The sequence below is a fragment of the Kitasatospora sp. NPDC057015 genome, from assembly GCF_042673745.1.
GTDB lineage: Bacteria > Actinomycetota > Actinomycetes > Streptomycetales > Streptomycetaceae > Kitasatospora.
Window position 1 is genome coordinate 49,503 of sequence record NZ_JBHUSG010000052.1, and the last position, 22,306, is coordinate 71,808.

A 22,306-nucleotide genomic window follows, 5' to 3' on the forward strand; every position below is an offset into this window, starting at 1 on the left:
GCGGTCACTCTACCGGCTCCGGGGGCCGGCGGGGGCATTTCCTGACGTAAAGATCAGCCGGTGGTCGCATCGCTCTCCGTGCGGACGTGCCCGCTGAGCAGCTGGTCCGGAGTCGGCTGCGGTCGGTGCGTACAGAGCCGACCCGGGCAGGTTGGCGATCGTCCGCGTGAACGGGGGGTTTCCCGACCGCGAAGCCTTGACTGAATTTTCAGTTCGGTGAAAGATGCGGGGCACACCACATCTCCCCGTCCCTCACTAGGGAGTCATATGGACATGCCAGTCACATCCCGACGCGGTCTGCTCAAGTTCGGGGCGGCGGCCCTGCCCCTGATGGCCTTCGGTGCGGCTCTGCCCGCGGCCACGGCGGCTTCGGCCGCCACGGCCGCCGAAGCCGCCGGTACGCTGCGGATGCCTGCGGAGGGCGACCGCCACACCCGCACCTTCATGGCCTGGCCGGCGCTGTCGTCCGTCTGGGGCAGCCGGCTCGACGCCGTGCGAGGCGACATCGCGAAGGTCGCGTACGAGATCTCCCGCTACGAGCCGGTCGTGATGCTCGCCCGTGCCCACCAGGCCGACGACGCGCGCTACGTCTGCGGCAGCGGCGCCTACCACGGCATCACCGTCGTCGAGATCGAGAACGACGACCTCTGGATCCGCGACTTCGGCCCCACCTTCGTGGTCGGCCCCGGCGCCATCGCCGGCGTGGACACCAACTTCAACGGCTGGGGCAAGACCGGAACGCCCTACTACCAGCCCTTCGCCAACGACGCCGCGGCTGCCGCGACGATCCTCTCCCAGTACGGTGTGGACCGCGTCCAGGCCTCGTTCGCGGGGGAGGGCGGCGCCCTGGAGACGGACGGCCAGGGTACGCTGCTGGCCACCGTCAGCTCGCTGGTGAACGCCAACCGCAATCCGGGGATGTCCCAGGGCCAGGTCGAGCAGGCGTTGAAGTCGGCGCTCGGCGTCGAGAAGGTCGTCTGGCTGCCCGGTCTGGCCGGCCAGGACATCACCGACTGCCACATCGACTGCCTGGCCCGTTTCACCGCGCCCGGCCAGGTCCTCCTGGACAAGCCGGGCCCCGGCGTCGACCCCAAGTGGGTCGCGGTCTACGACGAGGCGAAGAAGGTGCTGGCGAGCGCCACCGACGCCCGGGGTCGCCGGCTGACCGTCACGGAGCTCCCCAACCCCGATCGCGCCAAGATCCGCGGGCGCGGCACGGAGTTCCTGTCCAGCTACACCAACTACTGCGTCGTCAACGGTGCCGTGCTGGTGCCGCAGTTCGGTGACGGCTACGCCGACGGCCTGGCGTACACGATCCTGCAGGCCGAGTACCCCGGCCGCGACATCGTCCAGATCGACATCGACAACATCGCCGCCGGTGGTGGCGGCATCCACTGCTCCACGCAGTCGCAGCCGGCCGTACCCGCCTGACCGGGAGGCCCCCGCCGTGTGTGCCCCGCCGCTGTGGGGCGGCGGGGCGCACGCCCAGGGCCCCGGTCGGACCGCTGCCGCGTCCGGGCGGACCCCGGCCCATCACCCTGACTGAATTTTCACTGAAAGAGGATGTCCCATGACGTACCGCATGCCGGCCGAGTGGACCCAGCACGAGCGCTGCCTGATGGCCTGGCCCACCCGGCCCGACCTGTGGGGTGCCACCTTCGAGGAGATCAAGCGGGAGTATGCGCTGGTCGCCCGGGCGATCGCCGAGTTCGAGCCGGTCACCATGGTGGCGCTGCCCGGGCGGGGCGAGGAGGCACGCGACCTGTGCGGTGACGGCGTCGAGGTGGTGGAACTGCCGATCGACGACTCGTGGTTCCGCGACTCCGGGCCGATCTTCGTCCTCGGGCCCGACGGGCGGCGTGCCGGCGTGGACTTCCGCTTCAACGCCTGGGGCGGCAAGCACCACCCCTACGACACCGACGACAAGATCGCCGCCGCCCTGCTGGAGCGCTTCGACGTCGAGCGCATCGACTCCCGGATGATCCTCGAAGGCGGGGCGATCACCGTGGACGGCGAGGGCACGCTGATCACCACCGAGCAGTGCCTGCTCCACCCGAACCGCAACCCCGGGATGAGCCGGGAGGAGATCGAGGCCGAGCTGATCGCCCGGCTCGGGGTCACCACGATCATCTGGCTGCCCTACGGCGGCCTGGAGGACACCGAGACCGACGGGCACGTGGACGGGGTCTGCGCGTTCGTCGCCCCCGGCAAGGTCGTGGTCCAGCTCCCGAGCGACCCCGCCCACCCCGACTACGAGCGGATGCGGGCGAACCGCGCCGTCCTGGAGGCGGCGACCGACGCCCGCGGACGCAGGCTGGAGATCCTCGACCTGCCGCAGAGCGCGTTCGTCGAGGTGGACGGCCGGAAGACCGAGGTGGGCTACCTCAACTTCTACATCGCCAACGGCGGGGTCGTCGTGCCGGTCGCCGACATCCCCGAGGACGAGGGCGCGCTCGCCGTCATCGCCGCAGCGCTGCCCGGCCGCAAGGTCGTCGGCGTCCGCAGCCGCGTGATCGCCTACGGCGGCGGCGGGGTCCACTGCATCACCCAGCAGATGCCCTCCGCGGACACCACCCGGCAGGAGCCGTCCGCGGACGCGGTCGGGTAGCCCGCCCCCGGCCCGCCGTCACACCCCCCGTTCGACCACGGAAGAGAGAGCACCGATGCCCACCACCCCACGCGGGCCCAGTGTCCGCAGATCCCCGCGCCGCCGACACGCCCTGCCCCTCGCGGCCCTCACCGCCCTGGCCCTGGTCGGGGCCTGTTCCGGGCCCCCCGGAGCCGGGAGCACCGGCGCGGACGCCGCCGTCAAGCTCTCCGCGGACACCCCCGCGGCCAAGGGCGAGCTCGACTCCTTCAGCTGGGCCGTCTACGCCGAACCCCCCACGCTGGACTACATCGCCGCCTTCGACTACCCGCAGAACACCGTGCTCTCCAACGTCTGCGAGAGCCTGATGCGGTGGACCCCGCAGCTGACCCTCGCCCCGGGCCTGGCGCAGAAGGCCACCAACCCGGACCCCACCACCTGGGTCTACGACCTGCGCCCGGACGTGCACTTCCACGACGGCACCGTGATGACCGCCGACGACGTCGTGTACAGCCTCGGCCGGCAGACGAACCCGGACAACGGCGCCGCCTGGGCCCAGGTGTTCCAGAACGTCAGCACCGTCACCAAGACCGGGCCCCTCCAGGTCACCGTCAAGCTGACCCAGCCGGACTCCCAGTTCCCCCAGTACATGGCGACCGCCGCCGGCGTCGTCGCCGCCCGGGCCGGGGTGGAGGCCGCGGGCAAGGACTACGGCACCAGCGGCGGCCTGGACTGCACCGGCCCCTTCAAGCTCGGCGCCTGGAACAAGGGCCAGTCGATCGAGCTGGACCGGTTCGACGGCTACTGGGGCACCAGGGCCAAGTCGAAGAAGGCCGTCTTCACCTTCCTCACCGACCCGTCCGCCCGCACCAACGCCCTGCTCACCGGCGAGGCCGACGGCGGATACCTCATCCCCACCGAGAGCTACGACCGGCTGCGGAGCAGCGGCGCCGGCACCCTCTACTTCGGTGAGGGCCTGAGCACCGTCAACGTGAACGTCACCAACATGCAGGGCGTACTCGGCGACGTCCGCGTGCGCCGCGCGCTGTCGCTCGCCCTCGACCGCGCCGGCTTCGTCAAGACCGGCCTGGCCGGCGCGGGCAGCGTCACCGGATCCCTCACCACGCGCGCCGCCTGGGCGGCGGCCCCGGACGACGTCAGGAAGGACGCCTTCGAGGGCCTCACCCCCACCACGCAGGACGTCGAGGCGGCGAAGGCCCTGATCAAGGAAGCCGGCGCCGCGGGAAAGACCGTCACCGTGGCGACCAGCTCGATCGGCCAGGACGTCTCCCTGCTGGCCACCGCCGTGCAGGCGGCCGGCGCCAGGATAGGCCTGAACGTCGAGCTGAAGACGATCGCGCCCAACGCCTTCACCTCGCTGTTCACCGACGCCAAGGCGCGCGAGGGCATCGACATGTTCCCGGAGACGTACTACGACTCCGTCACCGACCCGCTGGACCTGCTGGCCAACTTCAAGACCGGCGCCTTCCAGAACTACGCGGGCTTCAGCGACCCGGCCTACGACGACCTGGTCAAGCAGGCCACCACCGCCTACGACCCGGCCCGGCGGACGGCCATCGAGGCGCAGCTGCAGAAGATCGCCTCCACCGAGCTGCTGTGGATCCCGGTCGCCGAGTGGCCCACCGCCGTCTTCCTCAACAAGAGGATCACCGGCGCGCCGACCACCATCTCCTACATGTACTACCCGTGGGCGGCCGATGTCGGGGCGGCCCGGTGAACTTCCTGAGATTCGCCGCTCGACGGCTGGCCGAGATGGCCGCCACCCTGCTCGGCGCCTCCTTCCTGATCTTCGGTGCGATGTACCTGGCGCCGGGCAACCCGGCGAGTTTCCTGCTCTCGGGGCGGTCGGCCTCGCCCGAGGCCCTGAGGGCGATCAACGACCAGTACCACCTGGACGACCCGTTCGTGGTGCAGTACCTGCGCTGGCTCGGCCAGGTACTGCACGGCGACTTCGGCCGCTCGATCACCTACCGCACCGACGTCTCCCGGCTGCTGGCCGACCGACTGCCCAGCACCCTGCTGCTGGTGGCCATGGCGCTCGTCCTGGTCCTCGTCGTCGGTCTGCTGCTCGGCCGGATCGGCGCCGTCCGCGGCGGCGCCGTCGACTCGACGATCCTGGTCACCACCACCTTCGCCGTCGGCACCCCGTCGTTCGTGGCCGCCGTCCTGCTGCAGGGCCTGTTCGCCGTCAAGCTGGGCTGGTTCCCCACCAGCGGCACCGGTGACGGCCTCGGCGACATGATCTGGCACCTCACCCTGCCCGCCGTCGCGCTGGCCCTCTACCTGATCGGCATGCTCGCCCGGGTCACCCGCGCCGCGATGCTGGAGATCCTCGGCCAGGAGCACGTCACGGTGGCCCGCAGCCGCGGCGTGGCCGAACGCCGGGTGATCAGCCGGCACGTGTTCCGCAACGCACTCGGCACCGTGCTCACCACCGGCGGCCTGATCGTCTCCACCCTGCTGATCTGCACCGTCCTGGTGGAGTCCGCGTTCAGTGTCGGCGGCATCGGCCAACTCCTCGAACTGTCCACCACGACCAAGGACTTCCCGACCGTGCAGGCCATCTCCCTGATCATGGTGGGGCTGTTCATGACGGTGAACCTCGTCGTCGACCTGCTCCACCCGCTGGTCGACCCACGAGTCACCCTCGGATCGAGGAGGTCCGCCGCATGAGCGACCGAAACGAGCGAATCACCGCGAGGCGCGGATGAGCCTCACCGCCCTGCGCCGGCCCGGCCTCGCGCGGATCCGCACCACCCGCGCACCGCTCTACCTGCTCTGTCTCGCCTTCGTGGCCCTGATCGTCCTGACCGCGGTGCTCGCCCCCTGGCTCGCCCCCGCCGACCCGAACGCCGTCGACCTCGGCAACGCGCTCGCCGGACCGTCCCCCGACCACCTGCTCGGCGTCGACGCCTCCGGGCGGGACACCCTCTCCCGTCTGATCGTCGGAGCCCGTACCTCGCTGCTGGGCCCGCTCGGCGTGGTGGCCTTCTCCACCGTCGCCGGCGTCGCCGTCGGCGTCACCGCCGCCTGGCGCGGCGGCTGGCTCGACTCCGTGCTCTCCCGCAGCACCGAACTCGTCTTCGCCTTCCCCGGCATGCTGCTCGCGATCCTGATCGTCGCCGTCTACGGGGAGGGCCTGCTCGCCCCGGTGATCGCCCTCGCGATCGCCTACCTCCCCTACGTCAGCCGACTCACCCGCTCGCTCGTGCTCGCCGAACGCCAACGCCCCTACGTCGAGGCGTACCGGGTACAGGGCCACTCCGGCCTGCAGATCTGCCTGCGCCACGTCATCCCGGGCATCGCCCCGATCGTCCTCGCCCAGTCCACCATCAACTTCGGCTACGCCCTGATGGACCTGGCAGGCCTCTCCTTCCTCGGGCTCGGCGTCCCCGCGCTGACCCCCGACTGGGGCCGCATGGTCTTCGACGGCCAGTCCGCCATCCAGCACGGCTACCCCCTGTCGGCGATCCTTCCCTGCGTCGCCATCGTGCTGACCGTCGTCGCCTTCAACGTCGTCGGAGAGCGCTGGGCCGACCAGGTCGCCAGGAGGGACCGATGAACGCCGCCCGCCCGAGAGCCCTCGACATCCAGAACTACCGGCTGCGCCTGCCCGACACCGCCAGGCCCGTCCTGGGCGGCGTCGACCTCACCGTGGACGCCGGGGAGACCGTCGCCCTGGTCGGCGAGTCCGGCTCCGGCAAGAGCCTGACCTCCCGCAGCGTGCTGGGCCTGCTGCCCGCCGGCGCCCGCACCGAGGGGACGGTCCGGGTCAACGGCGACGACGTCCTGACCATGGCCCCCGAACAGCTGCGCCGCCTGCGCACCGCCACCGCGGCCATGGTCTTCCAGGACCCCAGGGCCGCCGTCAACCCGCTGCGCCGGATCGGCGACTTCCTCACCGAGAGCCTGCGGCTCAACGGGGCGATGGGCTCCGGGGCGGCCGCCGAGCGGGCCGGCGACCTGCTGGAGGCCGTCGGGCTCACCCCGGCGGCCCTGCGGAAGTACCCGACCCAGCTCTCCGGCGGCATGCTGCAACGCGTCATGATCGCCGCGGCACTCATGGGGGACCCGGCCCTGCTCCTCGCGGACGAGCCCACCACGGCGCTCGACGTCACCACCCAGGCCGAGGTGGTCGCCCTCCTCGGCGACCTCCAGGAACGCTTCGGCACCGGCCTGCTGTTCGTCACCCACGACCTGGGCCTCGCCGCCGCCATCAGCGACCGGGTCTACGTGATGTACGCCGGACGGATCGCCGAAACCGGCCCCGCCGAAGCCCTGTTCAGCCGGCCGCGCCACCCGTACACGGCCGCGCTGCTCAACTCCACCCCCCGCCTGGACGCGCCCCGGGGCAGGCTCGCCGCCATCGACGGACAGCCGCCGAGCCTGCGCGAGGAGCTGACCGGCTGCCCGTTCGCCCCCCGCTGCGCGCTCGCGACGTTCCTCTGCACCCAGCAGGCACCGGCGCTGCTCCCGGTACCGGGCGAGCCGCTCCGCCTCGCCTCCTGCCACCACGGCGACCGGCTCGCGGAGGTGACCGCCGATGCCTAGGACCGTGCGGGAGCCCGCCGGCGCGCAGAACTCGAAGGGAAGTCCACCGGTGAGGAAGACCGTGCTGGAGGTCCTCGGCCTGCACCGGGCCTACGGGAGCGTGCAGGCCGTCGACAACGTCTCGTTCACCCTCGCCGAGGGCGGCTCCCTGGGCATCGTCGGCGAGTCCGGCTCGGGCAAGACCACCACCGCCCGCATCGTCGTCGGCCTGGAGGACGCGGACTCCGGCAGGGTGCTGGTCCACCGGCAGGACCGGACCGACCGGCGGCGCGGGCGCGCCCGACGGCTGGCCCGGGCCCGCGAGGTCCAGATGGTCTTCCAGGACCCGTACCTCTCCCTCGACCCCCGCACCACCGTGGAGAGCGTGCTGCACGAGACCCTGCGGCTGCACTTCCCCGGCACCGACCACGCCCGGCGGACCACCGAACTGCTCGACCAGGTCGGCCTCGGCCGGCGGGAGGCCACCGCGCTGCCCCGCCAGCTGTCCGGGGGCCAGCGCCAGCGCGTCGCGATCGCCCGCGCGCTCGCGGTGGAGCCGGCGGTCCTGGTACTGGACGAGGCGGTCGCGGCGCTCGACGTCTCCGTCCAGGCGCAGATCCTCAACCTGCTCGCCGACATCCGGGAGCAGACCGGGATCGGGTACCTGTTCATCACCCACGACCTCGGGGTGGTGCGCTGCGTGACCGAGGACGTCATCGTGATGCGTCACGGAGCCGTCGTCGAGTCGGGGCCCACCGCCAGTGTCCTCGCCAACCCCCGGCACCCCTACACCCGGCTGCTGCTGGACTCCGTCCCGCGGCCCGGTTGGGACCCGCGCGGCATCGCCGCGGCCCGCCGCGCCCTGTAGCGGGAGCCGCCCCGGACCCGGGGTCGGACCGCCGCCGCTCCCGGCGGCGACGGCCCGGCCCCGAATCGCCCGGACGGCACTGTGCGCCGCCCGTGCTCCCGCCCGTTTCGTCCGTATCGTGCGGAGACGCCCACTCCCGAAGCACCTACCGAAGTCGAGGTCCTCATGGGGAACCGCCTTCCGTCCCGCCGCACCCTGCTGCGCTCCGGGGCGGCCCTCGCCGCGTGGGGGCTGATCGAGGGCTGCTCCTCCACGGGGACCGAGGAGGGCGCCGGCCCGACCGCTTCGAGCTCCGCGGCGCAGCCCGCCGGCACGGGCGCGCCGACGTCGGCGCTCCGGCAGACGATGCCCGCCGAATCGATGCCGCACACCCGCACCTTCATGTCCTGGCCGGCCCTGGAGGAGGTGTGGGGCGACCAACTCCCCGGTGTCCGCGAGGACATCGCCGGTCTCGCGCAGGCCGTCGCCGGGTTCGAGCCGGTGGTGCTGATGGCCCGGCCCGACCAGGCGGACCAGGCCCGGCAGATGTGCGGGTCGTCCGTCGAGGTCATCGACCTCATGGTGGACGACCTGTGGGCCCGCGACACCGGGCCCACCTTCGTGATCGGCGACCAGGGGTTGGCCGGCGTCGACCTGAACTTCAACGGCTGGGGCGGCAAGCAGGTCCACACCGCCGACGCCCAGGTCGCCCGGACCCTCCTGGAGCGGTACGGGATCCCCCGGATCCAGGCGCCGGTCACGGGTGAGGGCGGCGCGATCGAGGTGGACGGGGAGGGCACCCTGATGGCCACCGAGAGCTCCTGGGTGAACGAGAACCGCAACCCCGGCAAGTCCCGCGACCTGATCGAGGCCGACCTCAAGGAGCTGTTCGGCGTCCGGAAGGTCCTCTGGGTCGAGGGCGTGGCCGGGCAGGACATCACCGACTGCCACATCGACGCCCTCGCCCGCTTCGCCGAGCCCGGTGTCGTCGTGCTGCACACGCCCGCACCGGACACCCCGCCGGACGTCTGGACGACCGCCTCCGCACAGGCGCGCCAGGTCCTCGGTTCGGCGACCGACGCCGAGGGGCGCACGCTCCGGATCGTCGACCTCCCCGAGCCCGACTTCGACCTCGTCGAGGGGCGGGGCAAGGACTTCCTGGCCACCTACCTCAACTACTACGTCGTCAACGGGGGTGTGATCGTGCCCCGGTTCGGGGACCGGGCCGCCGACGACCGCGCGGTCGGTGTCATCGGTGATCTCCACCCCGGGCGGAAGGTCACCCAGGTGTCCATCAACACCATCGCCTCCGGCGGCGGCGGAATCCACTGCGCCACCCAGCAGCAGCCGCAGCGCCCTCCGACGTCCCCCTCCGCGGCGCCGTGACCGCCCGGCGGGGCGGGGCGGCGCGCGGTTCGCCGCGAGGGGGTGGAGACTGACGATCCGTCAGGCGTCGGGCGTGGTCAGCTCCGGGCGGCCAGTGCGCGGACGAGGGTCCGCAGGACGGCATCCGCGTCCACCGTGCCGTCGAGGGACTGGATGGCGGCCAGCCCGTCGACCGCCGCGGCGACGCACTCGCCGAGCACCTGCGGGTCCGGGCCGCCCCCGCGTTCGTCGTCCAGCACCCGGAAGAGCCGGACGAAGCAGGACCGCCAGCGCCGGTACTCCGCCTCCAGGCCCGCCCTGACCCGCTCGTCGTTGAGGGCGTGCCAGTGCAGTGCGGAGTGCAGGTGCGCCAGGTCCGCGCCCTCGGGCTGGGTCAGCAGGGCGATCACCCGCTCCGCCCGCTCCTCGAAGCTGCCGGGGGAGTCGACGGCCGCTTCCAGCGGTGAGATCCACTCGGGCCGGATGTCCTCGATCACCGCCACGACGAGATCGGTGCGGTCCTGGAAGTGGTAGTGGCACATCCCGTGCGAGACGCCGCACAGCGCGGCGACGTTGCGGGTGGTGAAGCGCTCGCCGCCGTCCCCGGCCAGGAGGGTGCGGGCGGCGGCGATCAGCCGGGCGCGCGTCTGCTCGCCCTTGGCGGACGCACGGGAGCGGGCGGCCGGTGCCGTCGGGGGTGCGGGGCTCTGGGAGTCCTTCGTACGGGTCGCCATGGCGTCACTCTAACGAGTCCCGCGGCTGCCACCTGCGGGGTTTCGCAGATCTCGGCCGGTGCGGACGGGCCGGTCGCGAGCCGATCCGAGGAATCCTTTGCGCGAAATATTGACCGAGCGCTTGGTCAGTTATAGCTTTCCGCTCAACCCGCTTGAATCCCCGGGTAGTTGACAGGAGACACCAATGAACGATCACGCTGAATCCCAGCCCGAGACCCGCCGGGTGCTCGGCAGACGCCAGCTTCTGGCCGCGGCCGGGATCACCGCGGCCGGCGCCGCCGTCGCAGCGGCCACCGGCGGGAGCGCGCTCGCCGCGGGCCCCCGGGCGCCGCGCACCGCAGGGGCGGCCCCCGGCGCCCAGGCGGCGGCCGGAGCGTACGTGGTGCCGGCCGAGGACGTGCCGCACACCCGGACCTGGATGGCCTGGCCCGACAGCACCTCGATCTGGCGGACCAAGCTCAGCGGCGTCCAGTCGAACATCGCGCTGATCGCCAAGACCATCGCGAAGTACGAGCCGGTCATCATGTGCGCCAACCCCGCCAGCGCCTCCAAGGCCCGCTCCATGTGCGGATCCGCCGTCACCGTGATCACCACGATCCCGGTCGACGACTGCTGGATGCGCGACACCGGCGCCGTCTTCCGCACCAACGGCGCGGGCGGCCTGGACGCGGTCGGCCTCAACTTCAACGGCTGGGGCAACAAGCAGACCCACGCCAAGGACGCCCTCGTCGCCGGAAAGATCGCCGCCTACGTCGGGGTCCCCTTCACCTCGGCCGCGCTGACCGCCGAGGGCGGCGCGATCGAACAGGACGGCATCGGGACCCTGATGGCGACCCGGAGCAGCATCATCAACACCAACCGCAACCCGGGGAAGACCCAGGCCCAGATCGAGGCCGCGATGTGCGCCGCCTACGGCGCCTCCAAGGTGATCTGGTTCAACGGGATCGCCGGCCAGGACATCACCGACGACCACGTCGACGCCACCAGCCGCTTCCTGGCCGCCGGCGCCGGCCTGGTCCAGATGCCGGTGGCGGGGGACACCGACGCCTGGGCGAACGACGCCCGCCAGCAGTACCAGATCATGTCCGCCGCGACGACCGCCACCGGCGGCCGGATCGCGGTCACCCAGCTCCAGGGGCCGGACTACAACCTCATCCGGTCGGCCAACCCGGACTTCGTCGCCGCCTACGCCAACTACTACGTCTGCAACGGCGCCGTCATCTCGGGCCAGTTCGGCGACACCCGCGCCGACGCCGCCGCCAAGGCCACCCTCACCCGGCTCTTCCCCGGCCGGACGGTCGAGCAGCTCAACATCGACTCCCTCGGCGCCGGCGGCGGCGGAATCCACTGCGTCACCCAGCAGCAGCCCGCCGCCTGACGCGTCCCACGAGTACGGCCGGGCCGGGGATCCCGGCCCGGTCGCCACCGGCCGGCAGGAGTGACGCCACCCGCGTCCACTCCTGCCGGCCGGGCCCTTTTCGGCGCCGCGGCGAGAGGGCCGGCCGGAGTCCTGCGCCCGCCGCGGACCGCCCGGCCGGTCCGAGACCAGCGCGTCGACTACGGCGCAGATCATCGTGCGGGCGCCTCGGTGGAGTCCTCCTTCAGTCACGGCGGAGTACGGGGCCGGTGACCAGCTGGACGTGGGGGAACAACTCGCGGGTGGTGCGGACCTGGTCGGTGAAGCGGAGCCAGCCGGCTTCGAGGCCGTGCGGTACGGGGGTGGTCTCCGGGGCGGCGACGGCGAGTGCGCGCATGGGTGTCTCAGTCGCAGGTGCGCACCGAGCCGGCGCGCACCGAGCCGGCGCGTACCGAGCCGACGGGCGTCGACCCGCCGCGTACCGACCCGCCGCGTACCGACCCGCCGCGCACCGACCCGCCGCGTACCGCGCCGACATGCGGTGGTCGCGCGCCGCGCCGGAGTGCGAGAATCCAGCGGTGTTGGTCGTGATGGCCGGGCTCCCCGGCGCGGGCAAGAGTGCGGTCGCCGACGTCCTCGGACGGGAGCTGCCCGCCGCGGTGCTCTCCGTCGATCCGATCGAGGCGGCCATGCTGCGCGCGGGGGTGTCGCGGGACCAGCCGACCGGGCTGGCCGCCTACCTCGTGGTCGAGGCGGTGGCCGACGGCGTGCTCGCCTCCGGCCGGCCGGTGGTCGTGGACGCGGTGAACGCCGTCGAGGTCGCCCGCCGGCAGTGGCGGGAGCTGGCGCTGCGCCACGACGTGCCGGTGGCCTTCGTCGAGGTGGTCTGCTCCGACCCGGTCGTGCACCGGCGTCGACTGGAGGGCCGCTCCCGAGGGATCGAGGGGTTCGACGAGCCCACCTGGGCGGCGGTCCAACGGCTGCGGGGGGAGTACGCGCCCTGGTCGGGCCGCCGTCTGGTGCTGGACTCGATGAACGACCTGCGGGCGAACGTCGCCCGGGCGCTGGAGTTCCTCCCGAACCCGCGCTGATCCACGGCGGCTCCCCGCCGTCCCGCCCGGGCACCACCCTGGCCCGGGCCTGCCGGGCCGGTGCACCGTCCCCGCCCGGCCGCGCTCGTCGCCCGGCCGCGCTCATCGAACGGCGGCGCACCCCGAACGGCGGCTCACCCCGCCTCGTCGCCGGTCCGTCCGGTCGACCCCCGAGTACTCCCAGGGCCACGGGCCTGATGCCTCACCCGCATCCGACCGTGGCCCTCGGCATGTCCTGGCCGCCCCCCCCGGTAGGCCGTTGCGCCCTCCCGGTCGTGCTCTTCGCATGCCCGGGCATCTTGCTTGAAGCTGATCGCAAGTGCTACAAATCAAGCATCTTCGAGCAATGAATGTGCTTGATCCTCGCCATGGGAGTCATCGCATGACCATCACCGGCCCCTCCCGCACCACCGTGGAGATCGCCTCCCAGGCCGCCTGCTGGCGGCAGGCCGCGCAGACCCTGCCCCGGCACGCCGCCGCGCTGCCCCGGCGCGGCGAGAACGTCGCCGTCGTCGGCTGCGGCACCTCCTGGTTCATGGCCCAGTCCTACGCGGCGCTGCGCGAGAGCGGCGGCCACGGCCGTACCGACGCGTTCGCCGCCTCGGAGTTCCCGAGCGGGCGCGACTACGACCGGATCCTCGCCATCACCCGCTCCGGCACCACCACCGAGGTGCTGGAACTGCTCGGCCGGGCCCGTGGTACGACGCCCACGGCCGCGATCACGGCCGACCCGGCGACGCCCGTCATGACGCTGGCCGACGAGATCGCGCTGCTGGACTTCGCGGACGAGGAGTCCGTGGTGCAGACCCGCTTCGCCACCACCGTGCTCGCGCTGCTCCGGGCCCACCTGGAGGCCGAGGGCGCGCTGCCGGCCGGGGTCCGCACCCTCGCCGGCGCCGCCGAGGACGCCGAGGACGCCGTCGCGGAGCCGCTGCCGGCCGGCCTGCTCGACGCCGAGCAGGTCACCTTCCTCGGCAGCGGCTGGACCTACGGGCTGGCGCTGGAGGCGGGCCTGAAGATGCGTGAGGCGGCCGGCGCCTGGACCGAGGCGTACCCGGCGATGGAGTACCGGCACGGTCCGATCGCCGTCACCGGCCCCGGCCGGGCGACCTGGATGTTCGGCACGCTGCCGGCCGGCCTCGCCGGCGACGTCGCCCGCGTCGGCGGGACCCTGGTCGCCGGCTCCCAGGACACCGCCGGGGGCCTCGACCCGCTGGCCGACCTGATCCGGGCGCAGCGCCTGGCCGTCGCCGTCGCCGAGGCCCGCGGCTTCGACCCGGACCGTCCGCGCAACCTCACCCGCTCCGTCGTCCTCGCGAACGTCGATGCCTGAGGACGAGCGGACGGGCGAGTGCGTGATCGCCCTGGACGTCGGCGGCACGGGAATGAAGGGCGCACTGCTGGACCGGCGGTTGCGCCCGCTGACCGCGGTCCGCCGGGCGACGCCGCGCACGGTCGGCCCGGACGCCGTGGTCGCGGAGATCTCCGCCGTCGTGCTCGAACTCGCGCAGGCGGCCACCGACGGCGGGCTGACGGTGCGCCGGGCCGGCGTGGTCGTGCCGGGGGTGGTGGACGAGGAGCTGGCCCGGGCCGTCTACTCGGCGAACCTCGGCTGGCGGGACCTGCCGCTGGCGGACCTCCTGGAGGACCGCACCGCGCTGCCCGTGGTGCTCGGCCACGACGTACGCGCGGGCGGGGCCGCGGAGTGGCTGCTCGGAGCGGCCCGCGGGGCCCGGGACGTCCTGTTCGTGGCGATCGGGACGGGCATCGCCGCGGCCGCGGTGAGCGACGGCCGGCCGCTGCGGGCCCGCGGCTACGCCGGGGAGCTCGGCCACCTCGTGGTCGACCCGGCCGGCGCGCCCTGCAGCTGCGGCGGCCGCGGCTGCCTGGAGACGGTGGCCTCCGCCGCCGCGATCGCCGCCGCCTACACCGCCCGCTCGGGCCGGCCGGTGAGCGGCGCCGAGGAGGTGGCCACCCTGCTGGCCGGGGGCGACACCGACGCGCAGGCGGTCTGGGACCGCGCCACGGACGCGCTGGCCGCAGCGCTCGCGAGCGCCACGACGATGCTCGCCCCCGAGCTGATCGTGCTCGGTGGCGGGCTCGCCGAGGCGGGCGAGCTCCTGCTCGGCCCGGTCCGAAAGCGGCTGGCCGAGCGCCTGACCTTCCAGCGCCGCCCCGACGTCGTCGGGGCCGACCTCGGTGACGAGGCCGGCTGCCTGGGCGCCGGGCTGTACGCCTGGCGCGGGGCGTGCGACCTGAGCGCCCGCTCCGGCGGCGACGACCCGGGGACCTGGTCCCTGTGATCCTCACCGTGACCCTCAACGCCGCCCTCGACGTCACCTACCTCGTCGACCGCCTCGTCCCGCACGCCTCGCACCGCGTCGACACCGCGTACGAACGGGCGGGCGGCAAGGGCGTCAACGTCGCCCGCGTCCTCGCCGCCCTGGGGCACCCGGTGGTCGTGACCGGACTCGCCGGAGGCCCCACCGGCAGCGCCCTGCGCGGCGAACTGCACACCGCCGGGCTGCGGGACGAGCTCACCCTCGTGGCCGGCGACTCCCGACGCACCGTCACGGTCGTCTCCCGCGAGGACGGCGACGCCACCGTCTTCAACCAGAGCGGCCCGCGGGTGGCACCGGACGAATGGGCGGCCTTCACGGCGCGTTACGTGCAACTGCTCTCCGGGGCCGCGGTGGTGGTCCTCTCCGGCAGCCTCCCCCCGGGCCTGCCCTCCGACGCGTACGGGCGGCTCGTCTCCCTGGCCGCGACCGCGGGCGCGGCCACCGTGCTGGACACCTCGGGCCCGGCGCTGCCGGCCGCGCTCCACGCCCGGCCCGACGTGGTCAAGCCCAACGCCGCCGAACTGGCCGCCGTCACCGGCCGGCAGGACATCGCCGCCGGCGCCGCCGCCCTGCGGGCCCTCGGGGCCCGGGCGGTGGTGGCCTCCCGCGGTCCGGACGGGATGCACGCCGTCACCGCGGACGGCAGCTGGCGCGCCGTGCCGCCCGAACAGCTCGACGGCAACCCGACGGGTGCCGGCGACGCCTGCGTCGCGGCGATCGCGGCCGGCCTCGCCGCCGGCACACCGTGGCCGCACCTGCTGCGCGAGGCGGTGGCCCTGTCGGCCGCCGCCGTCCCCTGCCCGGTGGCGGGCGACTTCGACCGGGACGTCTACCACCGGTTCCGTACAACCACCCTCGTGGAGGAAGTCCATGCCCCTCGTATTCACCGATGAGATCGTTCAGCACGCCACCGAAAGCGCCGTGGGCGTCGGGGCGTTCAACGTCGTCCAGATCGAGCACGCCGAGGCCATCGTCGCCGGGGCGGAGGCCGCCGGACTGCCGGTGATCCTCCAGATCAGCGAGAACACCGCCCGCTACCACGGCTCGCTGGCACCGATCGGGCTCGCCGCCCTCGCCGTCGCCCGGGCCTCGCGCGTCGCGGTGGCCGTCCACCTGGACCACGCCGAGTCGGCCGACCTCGTCCGCGAGGCCGTCGAACTCGGCTTCACCTCCGTCATGTTCGACGCCGCCCGGCTCCCGTACTGGGAGAACGTCGCGGCCACCCGGGACATCGCCGCGTACTGCCGCACCCGGGACGTCTGGGTCGAGGCCGAACTCGGCGAGGTCGGCGGGAAGGACGGTGCCCACGCCCCCGGCGTCCGCACCGACCCGGACCAGGCACGGGAGTTCGTCGCGGCCACCGCCGTCGACGCCCTCGCGGTGGCCGTCGGCAGCTCCCACGCGATGCTGACCCGCGACGCCGCCCTCGACTTCGCCCTCATCACCCGGCTGCGCGCCGCGGTGAGCACCCCGCTCGTCCTGCACGGCTCCTCCGGGGTCGGCGACGCCGACATCGCCCGCGCCATCGCGGCCGGCATGACCAAGGTGAACATCTCCACCCACCTCAACCGGACGTTCACCCGCGCCGTCCGGGCCTGCCTCGACGCGGACCCCGCGCTCGTCGACCCGCGCAAGTACCTCGGCCCCGCCCGCGACGCCGTCGCGACCGAAGTGGCCCGTCTCCTGCGGGTGTTGAACCTCGACCGGGCAGTCTCCACCGATTTTCCGACGGAGCGGCAGGGCGAGCTGGAGGGCGCGGTCGTACGGCAGGGGTGACGGCCGGCACGGGGGGAGGCACGGCAGGTGGGCCCGGACGGGCGCCCACTCTTCGGGAGTTCGGGTCGGCGGTCTGGGTGGTCTGGGTGGTCTGGGCGGTCCGGGTGGCCGGCGGTTACGGCCGTCCCGCCGGTCGCACGCCGTTGTGGCCGGAGCCCGATCGGGTGGGCACGCCGTCGGCGGCTAGCCGGGAACACGGTGATCACCCTGAAGCGTCGAAGGTGCCGGCGGACGTGGCCGGCCCGGTCCGGAACGGTACCCCGGCCGGGTGCGGAAGGGGCGGGGCCCTGCGGATCTCCGCAGGGCCCCGCCGGTCGTGCCGGCCACGTCCGCCGCTGTGGGCGGGCGGCCGGTCAGTGCGGGGTCAGTTGATGCTCCAGCGCTGCAGGGCGGCGCCGGTGTCCGCCTGCTGGGTGACCAGCGCGCCGTCGGAGGCCGAGGCGGTGGTCAGCAGGAGACCGCTGCTCTTGGAGGCGACGGTGTAGCCACCGGTGACGGCGGTGACCACCCAGCGCTGGTTGGTGCCGCCGGTGCAGGACCACTGGATGATCGGCGCGCCGGCCGAGCCGGAGCCGCCGCTGACGTCCATGCAGAGGTTGGAGAGCCCGTTGACGATCTGGTAGCTGCCGTCAGACTGCTGGGTGAAGACCCAGTTCTGGTTGCTCCCGCCGTTGGGCGTCCAGGTGACGAACTGGGTGCCCTGGCCGGTCGAGTGGTTCGGGTCGTCGAGCGCCTTGCCCGAAGTCACCAGTGTGTGCGTGCCGTTGAGCGCCGGGTTGACGGCCCAGCTGAAGGACGTGCTGCCGGTGGCGGTGCCGGAGGAGGCGGTCACCGTGACCGTCGAGGACCCGGCGGTGGTGGGGGTGCCGGAGATCAGGCCGGCGGAGCTGATCGACAGACCGGCGGGCAGGCCGGTCGCCGAGAAGGTCAGGGCCTTGCCGGCGGTGTCGGTCGCGGCGAGCTGGAGCGAGACGGCGGTGTTGACCTTGCCGGACTGGTTGCCGGGGCCGGTGACCGTGACGGTCTCGGGCGCCGAGCCGACGGCGGTGAGGGTCAGGGTCTGCTCGCTCGCGGCGCGGGTTGCGCCGACCGCGTTGCCGGTGGTGTTCGTCCAACTGCGGGTGGGCGTGGTCTCGCTGAGCCGGCCGGCGGTCCCGGAGAGGCCGATCACCAGTCCGCTGTAGCGGTTGACGAGGCGGACGGTGCCGGTGGGGGTGTTGCCGGCGGAGGTGCCGGGGATCACGAACCACTGCTGCCCGACGCTCGGGCCGCCGGCGCCGGCGGCGGTGACGGTCGGCTGGGCGCCCCAGGCACGGCCCGCGGTGGCGGCGGAGTCGACGCCGAGCAGCCGGCCGGTCGAGGAGTTGGCCACCCGGTAGGAGCCGTCGCCGTTCCCGGTGAAGACCCATGACTCCAGGGCGGAGCCGGTGGCGGTGGCCAGCGAGGTGGTGGCGGAGCTGCCGGAGACCTGCGCCAGGACGCGGCCGGCGCCGCTGCCGATCAGGTAGGTCCTGGTCTCGTCGACCGGTGCGGCGGCGGTGGCGGAGGCGCCGAGGGTCACGTCGACGTACTCGCCCGAGGAGCCGTTGGAGCAGCCGAACGAGCAGTAGGACCGGAAGGTCCTGCCGACGATCGTGGAGTTCGTCCGGTTCTTCCCGTCGAGGAACCAGCGGTACCAGGAGGCGGTGTGGTAGCCGCCGGTGTCGCCGAGCAGGAACCACTTCTGGGTGGAGAGGTCGTCGGTGGCGTAGAACTGCTGGGGCGCCGAACCGCTCTGGTCGACCGCCTGGGGCTCGCCGATGTAGAGCTTCAGGTAGGCGTTGTAGGTGATGTTCATGACGAACAGCGGCGAGGTCGCGGGCATCTTGCCGGCCGCGACCTGCTGGGCCACCGTGCCGGTGTTCGCCGGGTCGTACTCGCCGGACACCGGGGTGTAGCCGGTGGTGCTGCCGGAGCCGGTCGGCACCATGTTGCTCTCCCGGCCGCCCACGCCGGGCTGGGACCAGGCGCCGTCGTACCACTTCTGCCACGAGTCGGGTGCCATCTTGGCGGAGATCGGGGCGCGGGCCACGTGCTCGTGGAAGGCCTTCCAGCCGCCGCTCTTCTCGACGATCCGCGAGCCGTAGAAGACGTAGAAGTACCCCGAGGCGGTGTCCACGTACAGCCGCTGGTCGCCGTCGCCGTAGTCGTAGGTCTGGTTCGGGAACGCGGCGGTGTCACCCCGCTTGGTGCTGTAGGGCGAGGTGATCACGTGGCTCTTGATCGTCCACGTCCTGCCCTGGTCCTTGGACACCGTGTAGTCGATGGCGTCGTAGTGCAGGCCGTCGCCGAAGGGATCCGGGGTGAACTCGTTGTGCACCAGGCCGTACCAGTCGCCGGTGTCCGGGTCGACCCAGACCCCGGCGAGGTCGCAGAAGTTCTTCTGGGAGTAGCTGGAGCCGGCGGGCGGGTAGCTGGCCTCCAGGCCGGTCGGGCTGTTGTTGCACCGCCAGGTGGTGTCGTTGTTCCGGTCGTTCGCGTTGGCCGGGTTCACCGCGTCGCTGATCGCGCCGGACCGGGTGGCGGTGTCGAAGTCGGTGCCGGTGAAGAAGTCCCAGTAGCGGGGCTCGGTGCTGCCGTACAGGGCGGCGGACTGCTGGAAGTAGAAGGTGCCGTCCTTGTCGACGTACGGGGACGCCTGGGTGTCGGTCGGGTGCGTGTACGCGACCGGGCTCCCGACGGTGACCGAGTACGTGGCGGCGGGCGGGGTCGCCGAGGCGGGGGACGCGACGGCGCCGGAGAGGGTCAGGACGCCGGCGGCGAGGACGGCCGCCAGCGTTCTGCGGGGAGGAGTGGACACGGGTACTCCTTCTGCAATGCGGGTGTGGGGATCCCGTGAGCGGCGACTTCGGCCGTCCGGGAGTGTGGGGGAGGGATCGGACGCAGCGGTTTCGCCGGTCTGGAACTGCGGGCCGATCCGCGACGTCGCCGGGGCGCCGCCGGTACGGGTGGACCAGCGGGCCGTGGCCGCCGCCGGCCGGCCGTGGGGGCCGGCACTTCGCGGCACGTGCGGGCTTGCGGGCCGGGCACGACGGTCGTGCGCCGACCCTGCGAGCACCCAGAAGATGCCGATGGGTGCATGAAGTTGCATATTCCGACGTGGATTAGAGCAACTTTCAGCAAACCGTGGCAGTAGTCGAAGGCGAAGTCAAGAGCTCGGTCGCAGCTGCTCCGGCGGCGGGCGGCGCGCCGGCCGGCCCCGCCCGCAGCAGCGGCCCGCGGCGGGCGGGGCCCACGGGCCGCGCCTGACGGGGCCGGCGGCGCGGGGTCGGAGTGGGGTCGGAGCGGGGTCGGAGCGGGGTCGGAGCGGGGTCGGAGCGGCCTCACCGAAGTGCGCCGCGGTCAGCGGATCGGCGCGGCCGGGGCGCCGGACGTGCCTGTTCCGGGCAGGCCCGATCGACCTCCGGCCACCCCGCTCGGTGGGGGGTGAAGGGCGGTGACGGGCAGGACGATGCGGGCGCCGGCTCCTGTGGGCCGGCGCCCGCGTGGGGGAGGGGCGCGTCGGTCGGCCGTCAGCCGTGCCGGGCCTCGTCGTAGGCCGGCTCCGGCCTGAAGGGGACGTCGGACGGGTCCTGGAAGATGCCTTCGAGGGTGAGGTGCGCGCCGCCCCGGGCGGCGTTGGACAGGCCGAGCGTCGAGGCGGAGACGACGACCGGTTCGGTGCCGGGCACGATCCTGCGGTCATCGAGGACCTGCTGCACCGGGTCCACCAGGTAGCGGCCGAAGACGGCGAAGTAGCCGCCGAGGACGATTCTGGGCGGGTTGAGGACGTCGACCAGGATGCCGAGGCCGAGGGCCAGGTCGTCGGCGACGGTGGCGAGTGCGGCGAGGGTGCGCGGTTCCCCGGCGTCGGCGCGGTCGAGCAGGTCGCCGAGCCGCTCGGCGAGGTCGATGGACAGGTCGTGGACCCGGTCGGAGGGGTCCGCGGCGGCGTCGAGGAACGCCTGGAGTCCGACGGCGACCTCCCAGCAGCCGGTCCGTCCGCAGGGGCAGGGGCGGTCGAGCCGGTCGAGCTTCATGTGGCCGATCTCGGAGCCGCGGATCAGCTTGCCGCCGGAGATGCTGGCGCCGCCGACGCCGATTCCGCCGGTGACGTAGACGAGTTCGCGGGCGTCGGTGCCGGGGGCGGCGAGGTATTCGGCGAGGGCGCCGGACTCGGCGTCGTTCTCGACCAGGACGGGAGGGGCGTCCCGGCCGAGCCGCGCGCGCAGTTCGCGCACGGCTCGTACGTCGCGCCAGCCGAAGTTGGTGGCCACGGTGACGGTGCCGGAGGCGGCGTCGACCGAGCCCTGGGTGACGAGGGTGACGCCGATGGTGTGCATGCCGAGTTCGGTCACGGCGCTCAGGCAGTCCGCGACGAGGTCCGCGACCTCGCGCAGGGCGGCCTGCGGGGTAAGTGCGGGCACGTCGAGGGCGAGGCGGTGCTCGTGGACGACGGTGCCGCGCAGGTCGAGGGCGAGCACGGTGATGTGGTCGGGGCCGATCTCGGCGCCGATGCCGCAGATCCAGCGGCCGTCGAGTTCGACCATGCGGTGCGGGCGGCCGACCGCACCGGCGCGGTCGAGCTCGCCCTCGCGGACCAGGCCGCGCTCTATCAGGTCGGCGACCAGGACGGAGACCGTGGCCTTGGGCAGGCCGGTCGCGGTGGCCAGATGGGTGCGCGACTGGCCGCCGTTCTCGCGCAGTTGACGCAGTATCACGCCCAGGTTGGTGCGCCGCAGCGAGGCCTTGTCGGCGGGCTCGGGGTAGCCGGCCATGATGCCGCCCGCCCCGGGGGAGGCCGTGGCGGTGCTGCCGCGGCCCGCGGCGCCGCCGCCCGTGCCGGTGGTGCCGCGCTGGTCCTGCCTCACGTGGTCTCCTCGTTCAGGGGCCGGCCGCAGGTCGGTGCCGACCTGGCCCATGTTAGTTCACGCACTGGTGGAATTAACAGCCAGGCGGCCTCCGGTGCGGGTGTCCGGCCGGGCCACGGAAGCCTACTGATGGATGGTCCGGCTTGCGAGCAGTCCCGCGTATTTGCTGCTGGGGGCGGTCAGTTGCCGGAGTTCGCCGAGCTGTGGGCGTGTCCGTTCCGTTAGTCAAAGGGTCCGCCGAAACTCTTGACAGCCACACTCTTAATTAACACACTAGCCGAACTAACCCGCAGTGTTCGGCGGGCCCCCACCACCGCGCCCGGACCCAGTCCCCTTCGCGCGGTAGGCAGAGATGAGGACCTCCCCATGAAGTCGCGCCCGTTCAGAGCGGCCACCCTCGCCATGGCAGTCACCTCGCTGGCGGCCGTCGCCGCCTGCGGATCCGGCGGATCGGGCGGGTCCGCCGACAAGGCCTCGGGGCCGGTCAGCATCGAGTTCTGGGGCTGGGCCCCCGGCTACGAGAAGTCCGTGGAACTCTTCAACGCCACCCACCCGAACATCCAGGTCACCTACAGCAAGATCTCGCCCGGCTCCAAGGGCGGCTACACCAAGATGCTCAACGCGGTGAAGGCCGGCAACGCCCCCTGCGTGGGCTCGGTCGGCTTCGAGACCCTGCCGACCTTCGCCGCCGCGGGCGCACTGCAGGACGCGACGGCGGACGCCGCGCCGTTCGCGAAGGAGTACGCGCCGTGGGCGTTCGCCCAGTC

19 protein-coding genes are annotated in these 22,306 nt (G+C 73.2%); 15 read left to right on the top strand and 4 right to left on the bottom strand.

The window, feature by feature from the left end; all coding sequences use genetic code 11:
- Positions 1 to 273 precede the first annotated feature (273 nt).
- From ACFTWP_RS34305 to ACFTWP_RS34340, 8 genes are all read left to right on the top strand, one after another.
- On the top strand, positions 274 to 1,431 hold the full coding sequence (locus tag ACFTWP_RS34305; protein WP_380268922.1) for an agmatine/peptidylarginine deiminase: 1,158 nt from the start codon (positions 274 to 276) through the stop codon (positions 1,429 to 1,431).
- A gap of 139 nt (positions 1,432 to 1,570) precedes the next feature.
- On the top strand, positions 1,571 to 2,608 hold the full coding sequence (locus ACFTWP_RS34310) for an agmatine/peptidylarginine deiminase (protein ID WP_380268923.1): 1,038 nt from the start codon (positions 1,571 to 1,573) through the stop codon (positions 2,606 to 2,608).
- 55 nt (positions 2,609 to 2,663) lie between these two features.
- Positions 2,664 to 4,325, top strand: a complete 1,662-nt coding sequence (locus ACFTWP_RS34315) for an ABC transporter substrate-binding protein (RefSeq protein WP_380268924.1) — start codon at positions 2,664 to 2,666, stop codon at positions 4,323 to 4,325.
- Entirely contained in the window at positions 4,322 to 5,281 is a 960-nt protein-coding gene (locus ACFTWP_RS34320) for an ABC transporter permease (protein WP_380268925.1), read from the top strand. The genes ACFTWP_RS34315 and ACFTWP_RS34320 overlap by 4 nt, the downstream gene beginning before the upstream one ends.
- A 34-nt stretch (positions 5,282 to 5,315) precedes the next feature.
- Positions 5,316 to 6,170 (top strand): ABC transporter permease, encoded by an 855-nt coding sequence (locus ACFTWP_RS34325; RefSeq protein ID WP_380268926.1) that lies wholly within the window; start codon positions 5,316 to 5,318, stop codon positions 6,168 to 6,170.
- A complete protein-coding gene (locus ACFTWP_RS34330) occupies positions 6,167 to 7,159 on the top strand; it encodes an ABC transporter ATP-binding protein (protein WP_380268927.1) in 993 nt (330 codons plus the stop codon). Before ACFTWP_RS34325 ends, ACFTWP_RS34330 begins: the two co-directional genes overlap by 4 nt.
- A gap of 49 nt (positions 7,160 to 7,208) precedes the next feature.
- Positions 7,209 to 8,006, top strand: coding sequence for an ABC transporter ATP-binding protein (locus tag ACFTWP_RS34335; protein WP_380268928.1), 798 nt, complete (start codon positions 7,209 to 7,211; stop codon positions 8,004 to 8,006).
- 165 nt (positions 8,007 to 8,171) lie between these two features.
- Complete coding sequence (locus tag ACFTWP_RS34340; RefSeq protein ID WP_380268930.1) at positions 8,172 to 9,371, top strand: agmatine deiminase family protein; 1,200 nt, start codon at positions 8,172 to 8,174, stop codon at positions 9,369 to 9,371.
- 77 nt (positions 9,372 to 9,448) lie between these two features.
- On the opposite strand, the gene ACFTWP_RS34345 is transcribed toward ACFTWP_RS34340, so the two are convergent.
- Complete coding sequence (locus ACFTWP_RS34345; protein WP_380268931.1) at positions 9,449 to 10,084, bottom strand: TetR/AcrR family transcriptional regulator; 636 nt, start codon at positions 10,082 to 10,084, stop codon at positions 9,449 to 9,451.
- A gap of 184 nt (positions 10,085 to 10,268) precedes the next feature.
- On the opposite strand from ACFTWP_RS34345, the gene ACFTWP_RS34350 reads away from it, so the two are divergent.
- The gene (locus ACFTWP_RS34350) at positions 10,269 to 11,462 is read left to right on the top strand and encodes an agmatine/peptidylarginine deiminase (RefSeq protein WP_380268932.1); all 1,194 of its coding nucleotides are present in this window, start codon (positions 10,269 to 10,271) and stop codon (positions 11,460 to 11,462) included.
- A gap of 223 nt (positions 11,463 to 11,685) precedes the next feature.
- On the opposite strand, the gene ACFTWP_RS34355 is transcribed toward ACFTWP_RS34350, so the two are convergent.
- Positions 11,686 to 11,838, bottom strand: a complete 153-nt coding sequence (locus ACFTWP_RS34355) for a hypothetical protein (RefSeq protein ID WP_380268934.1) — start codon at positions 11,836 to 11,838, stop codon at positions 11,686 to 11,688.
- 181 nt (positions 11,839 to 12,019) lie between these two features.
- On the opposite strand from ACFTWP_RS34355, the gene ACFTWP_RS34360 reads away from it, so the two are divergent.
- The 5 genes from ACFTWP_RS34360 to ACFTWP_RS34380 all read left to right on the top strand — a co-directional run bounded on the left by ACFTWP_RS34360 (position 12,020) and on the right by ACFTWP_RS34380 (position 16,650).
- Positions 12,020 to 12,532, top strand: coding sequence for an AAA family ATPase (locus ACFTWP_RS34360; protein WP_380268935.1), 513 nt, complete (start codon positions 12,020 to 12,022; stop codon positions 12,530 to 12,532).
- A 382-nt stretch (positions 12,533 to 12,914) separates the two neighbouring features.
- Positions 12,915 to 13,865, top strand: a complete 951-nt coding sequence (locus ACFTWP_RS34365; RefSeq protein ID WP_380268936.1) for an SIS domain-containing protein — start codon at positions 12,915 to 12,917, stop codon at positions 13,863 to 13,865.
- The gene (locus ACFTWP_RS34370; RefSeq protein WP_380268937.1) at positions 13,858 to 14,835 is read left to right on the top strand and encodes an ROK family protein; all 978 of its coding nucleotides are present in this window, start codon (positions 13,858 to 13,860) and stop codon (positions 14,833 to 14,835) included. Before ACFTWP_RS34365 ends, ACFTWP_RS34370 begins: the two co-directional genes overlap by 8 nt.
- Positions 14,832 to 15,767, top strand: coding sequence for a 1-phosphofructokinase family hexose kinase (locus tag ACFTWP_RS34375; RefSeq protein ID WP_380268939.1), 936 nt, complete (start codon positions 14,832 to 14,834; stop codon positions 15,765 to 15,767). The genes ACFTWP_RS34370 and ACFTWP_RS34375 overlap by 4 nt, the downstream gene beginning before the upstream one ends.
- On the top strand, positions 15,745 to 16,650 hold the full coding sequence (locus tag ACFTWP_RS34380) for a ketose-bisphosphate aldolase (RefSeq protein WP_380268940.1): 906 nt from the start codon (positions 15,745 to 15,747) through the stop codon (positions 16,648 to 16,650). The genes ACFTWP_RS34375 and ACFTWP_RS34380 overlap by 23 nt, the downstream gene beginning before the upstream one ends.
- 364 nt (positions 16,651 to 17,014) lie before the next feature.
- Here ACFTWP_RS34380 and ACFTWP_RS34385 read toward each other — a convergent pair whose 3' ends face one another.
- Positions 17,015 to 19,489, bottom strand: coding sequence for an RICIN domain-containing protein (locus ACFTWP_RS34385; RefSeq protein ID WP_380268941.1), 2,475 nt, complete (start codon positions 19,487 to 19,489; stop codon positions 17,015 to 17,017).
- Positions 19,490 to 20,201: 712 nt separating this feature from the next.
- Positions 20,202 to 21,539: an ROK family protein gene (locus ACFTWP_RS34390; protein ID WP_380268942.1), complete on the bottom strand. Its 1,338-nt coding sequence runs from the start codon at positions 21,537 to 21,539 to the stop codon at positions 20,202 to 20,204.
- Between the two features lie 366 nt (positions 21,540 to 21,905).
- On the opposite strand from ACFTWP_RS34390, the gene ACFTWP_RS34395 reads away from it, so the two are divergent.
- The coding region (locus ACFTWP_RS34395) for an extracellular solute-binding protein (RefSeq protein WP_380268943.1) at positions 21,906 to 22,306 on the top strand (401 nt) is incomplete at its 3' end.

Coding starts and splice junctions, on each gene's coding strand:
- ACFTWP_RS34350 (WP_380268932.1), top strand. CDS start 10,269: ATGAACGATCACGCTGAATCCCAGCCCGAGACCCGCCGGGTGCTCGGC.
- ACFTWP_RS34345 (WP_380268931.1), bottom strand. CDS start 10,084: ATGGCGACCCGTACGAAGGACTCCCAGAGCCCCGCACCCCCGACGGCA.
- ACFTWP_RS34325 (WP_380268926.1), top strand. CDS start 5,316: ATGAGCCTCACCGCCCTGCGCCGGCCCGGCCTCGCGCGGATCCGCACC.
- ACFTWP_RS34305 (WP_380268922.1), top strand. CDS start 274: ATGCCAGTCACATCCCGACGCGGTCTGCTCAAGTTCGGGGCGGCGGCC.
- ACFTWP_RS34370 (WP_380268937.1), top strand. CDS start 13,858: ATGCCTGAGGACGAGCGGACGGGCGAGTGCGTGATCGCCCTGGACGTC.
- ACFTWP_RS34355 (WP_380268934.1), bottom strand. CDS start 11,838: ATGCGCGCACTCGCCGTCGCCGCCCCGGAGACCACCCCCGTACCGCAC.
- ACFTWP_RS34330 (WP_380268927.1), top strand. CDS start 6,167: ATGAACGCCGCCCGCCCGAGAGCCCTCGACATCCAGAACTACCGGCTG.
- ACFTWP_RS34380 (WP_380268940.1), top strand. CDS start 15,745: ATGCCCCTCGTATTCACCGATGAGATCGTTCAGCACGCCACCGAAAGC.
- ACFTWP_RS34315 (WP_380268924.1), top strand. CDS start 2,664: ATGCCCACCACCCCACGCGGGCCCAGTGTCCGCAGATCCCCGCGCCGC.
- ACFTWP_RS34365 (WP_380268936.1), top strand. CDS start 12,915: ATGACCATCACCGGCCCCTCCCGCACCACCGTGGAGATCGCCTCCCAG.
- ACFTWP_RS34310 (WP_380268923.1), top strand. CDS start 1,571: ATGACGTACCGCATGCCGGCCGAGTGGACCCAGCACGAGCGCTGCCTG.
- ACFTWP_RS34340 (WP_380268930.1), top strand. CDS start 8,172: ATGGGGAACCGCCTTCCGTCCCGCCGCACCCTGCTGCGCTCCGGGGCG.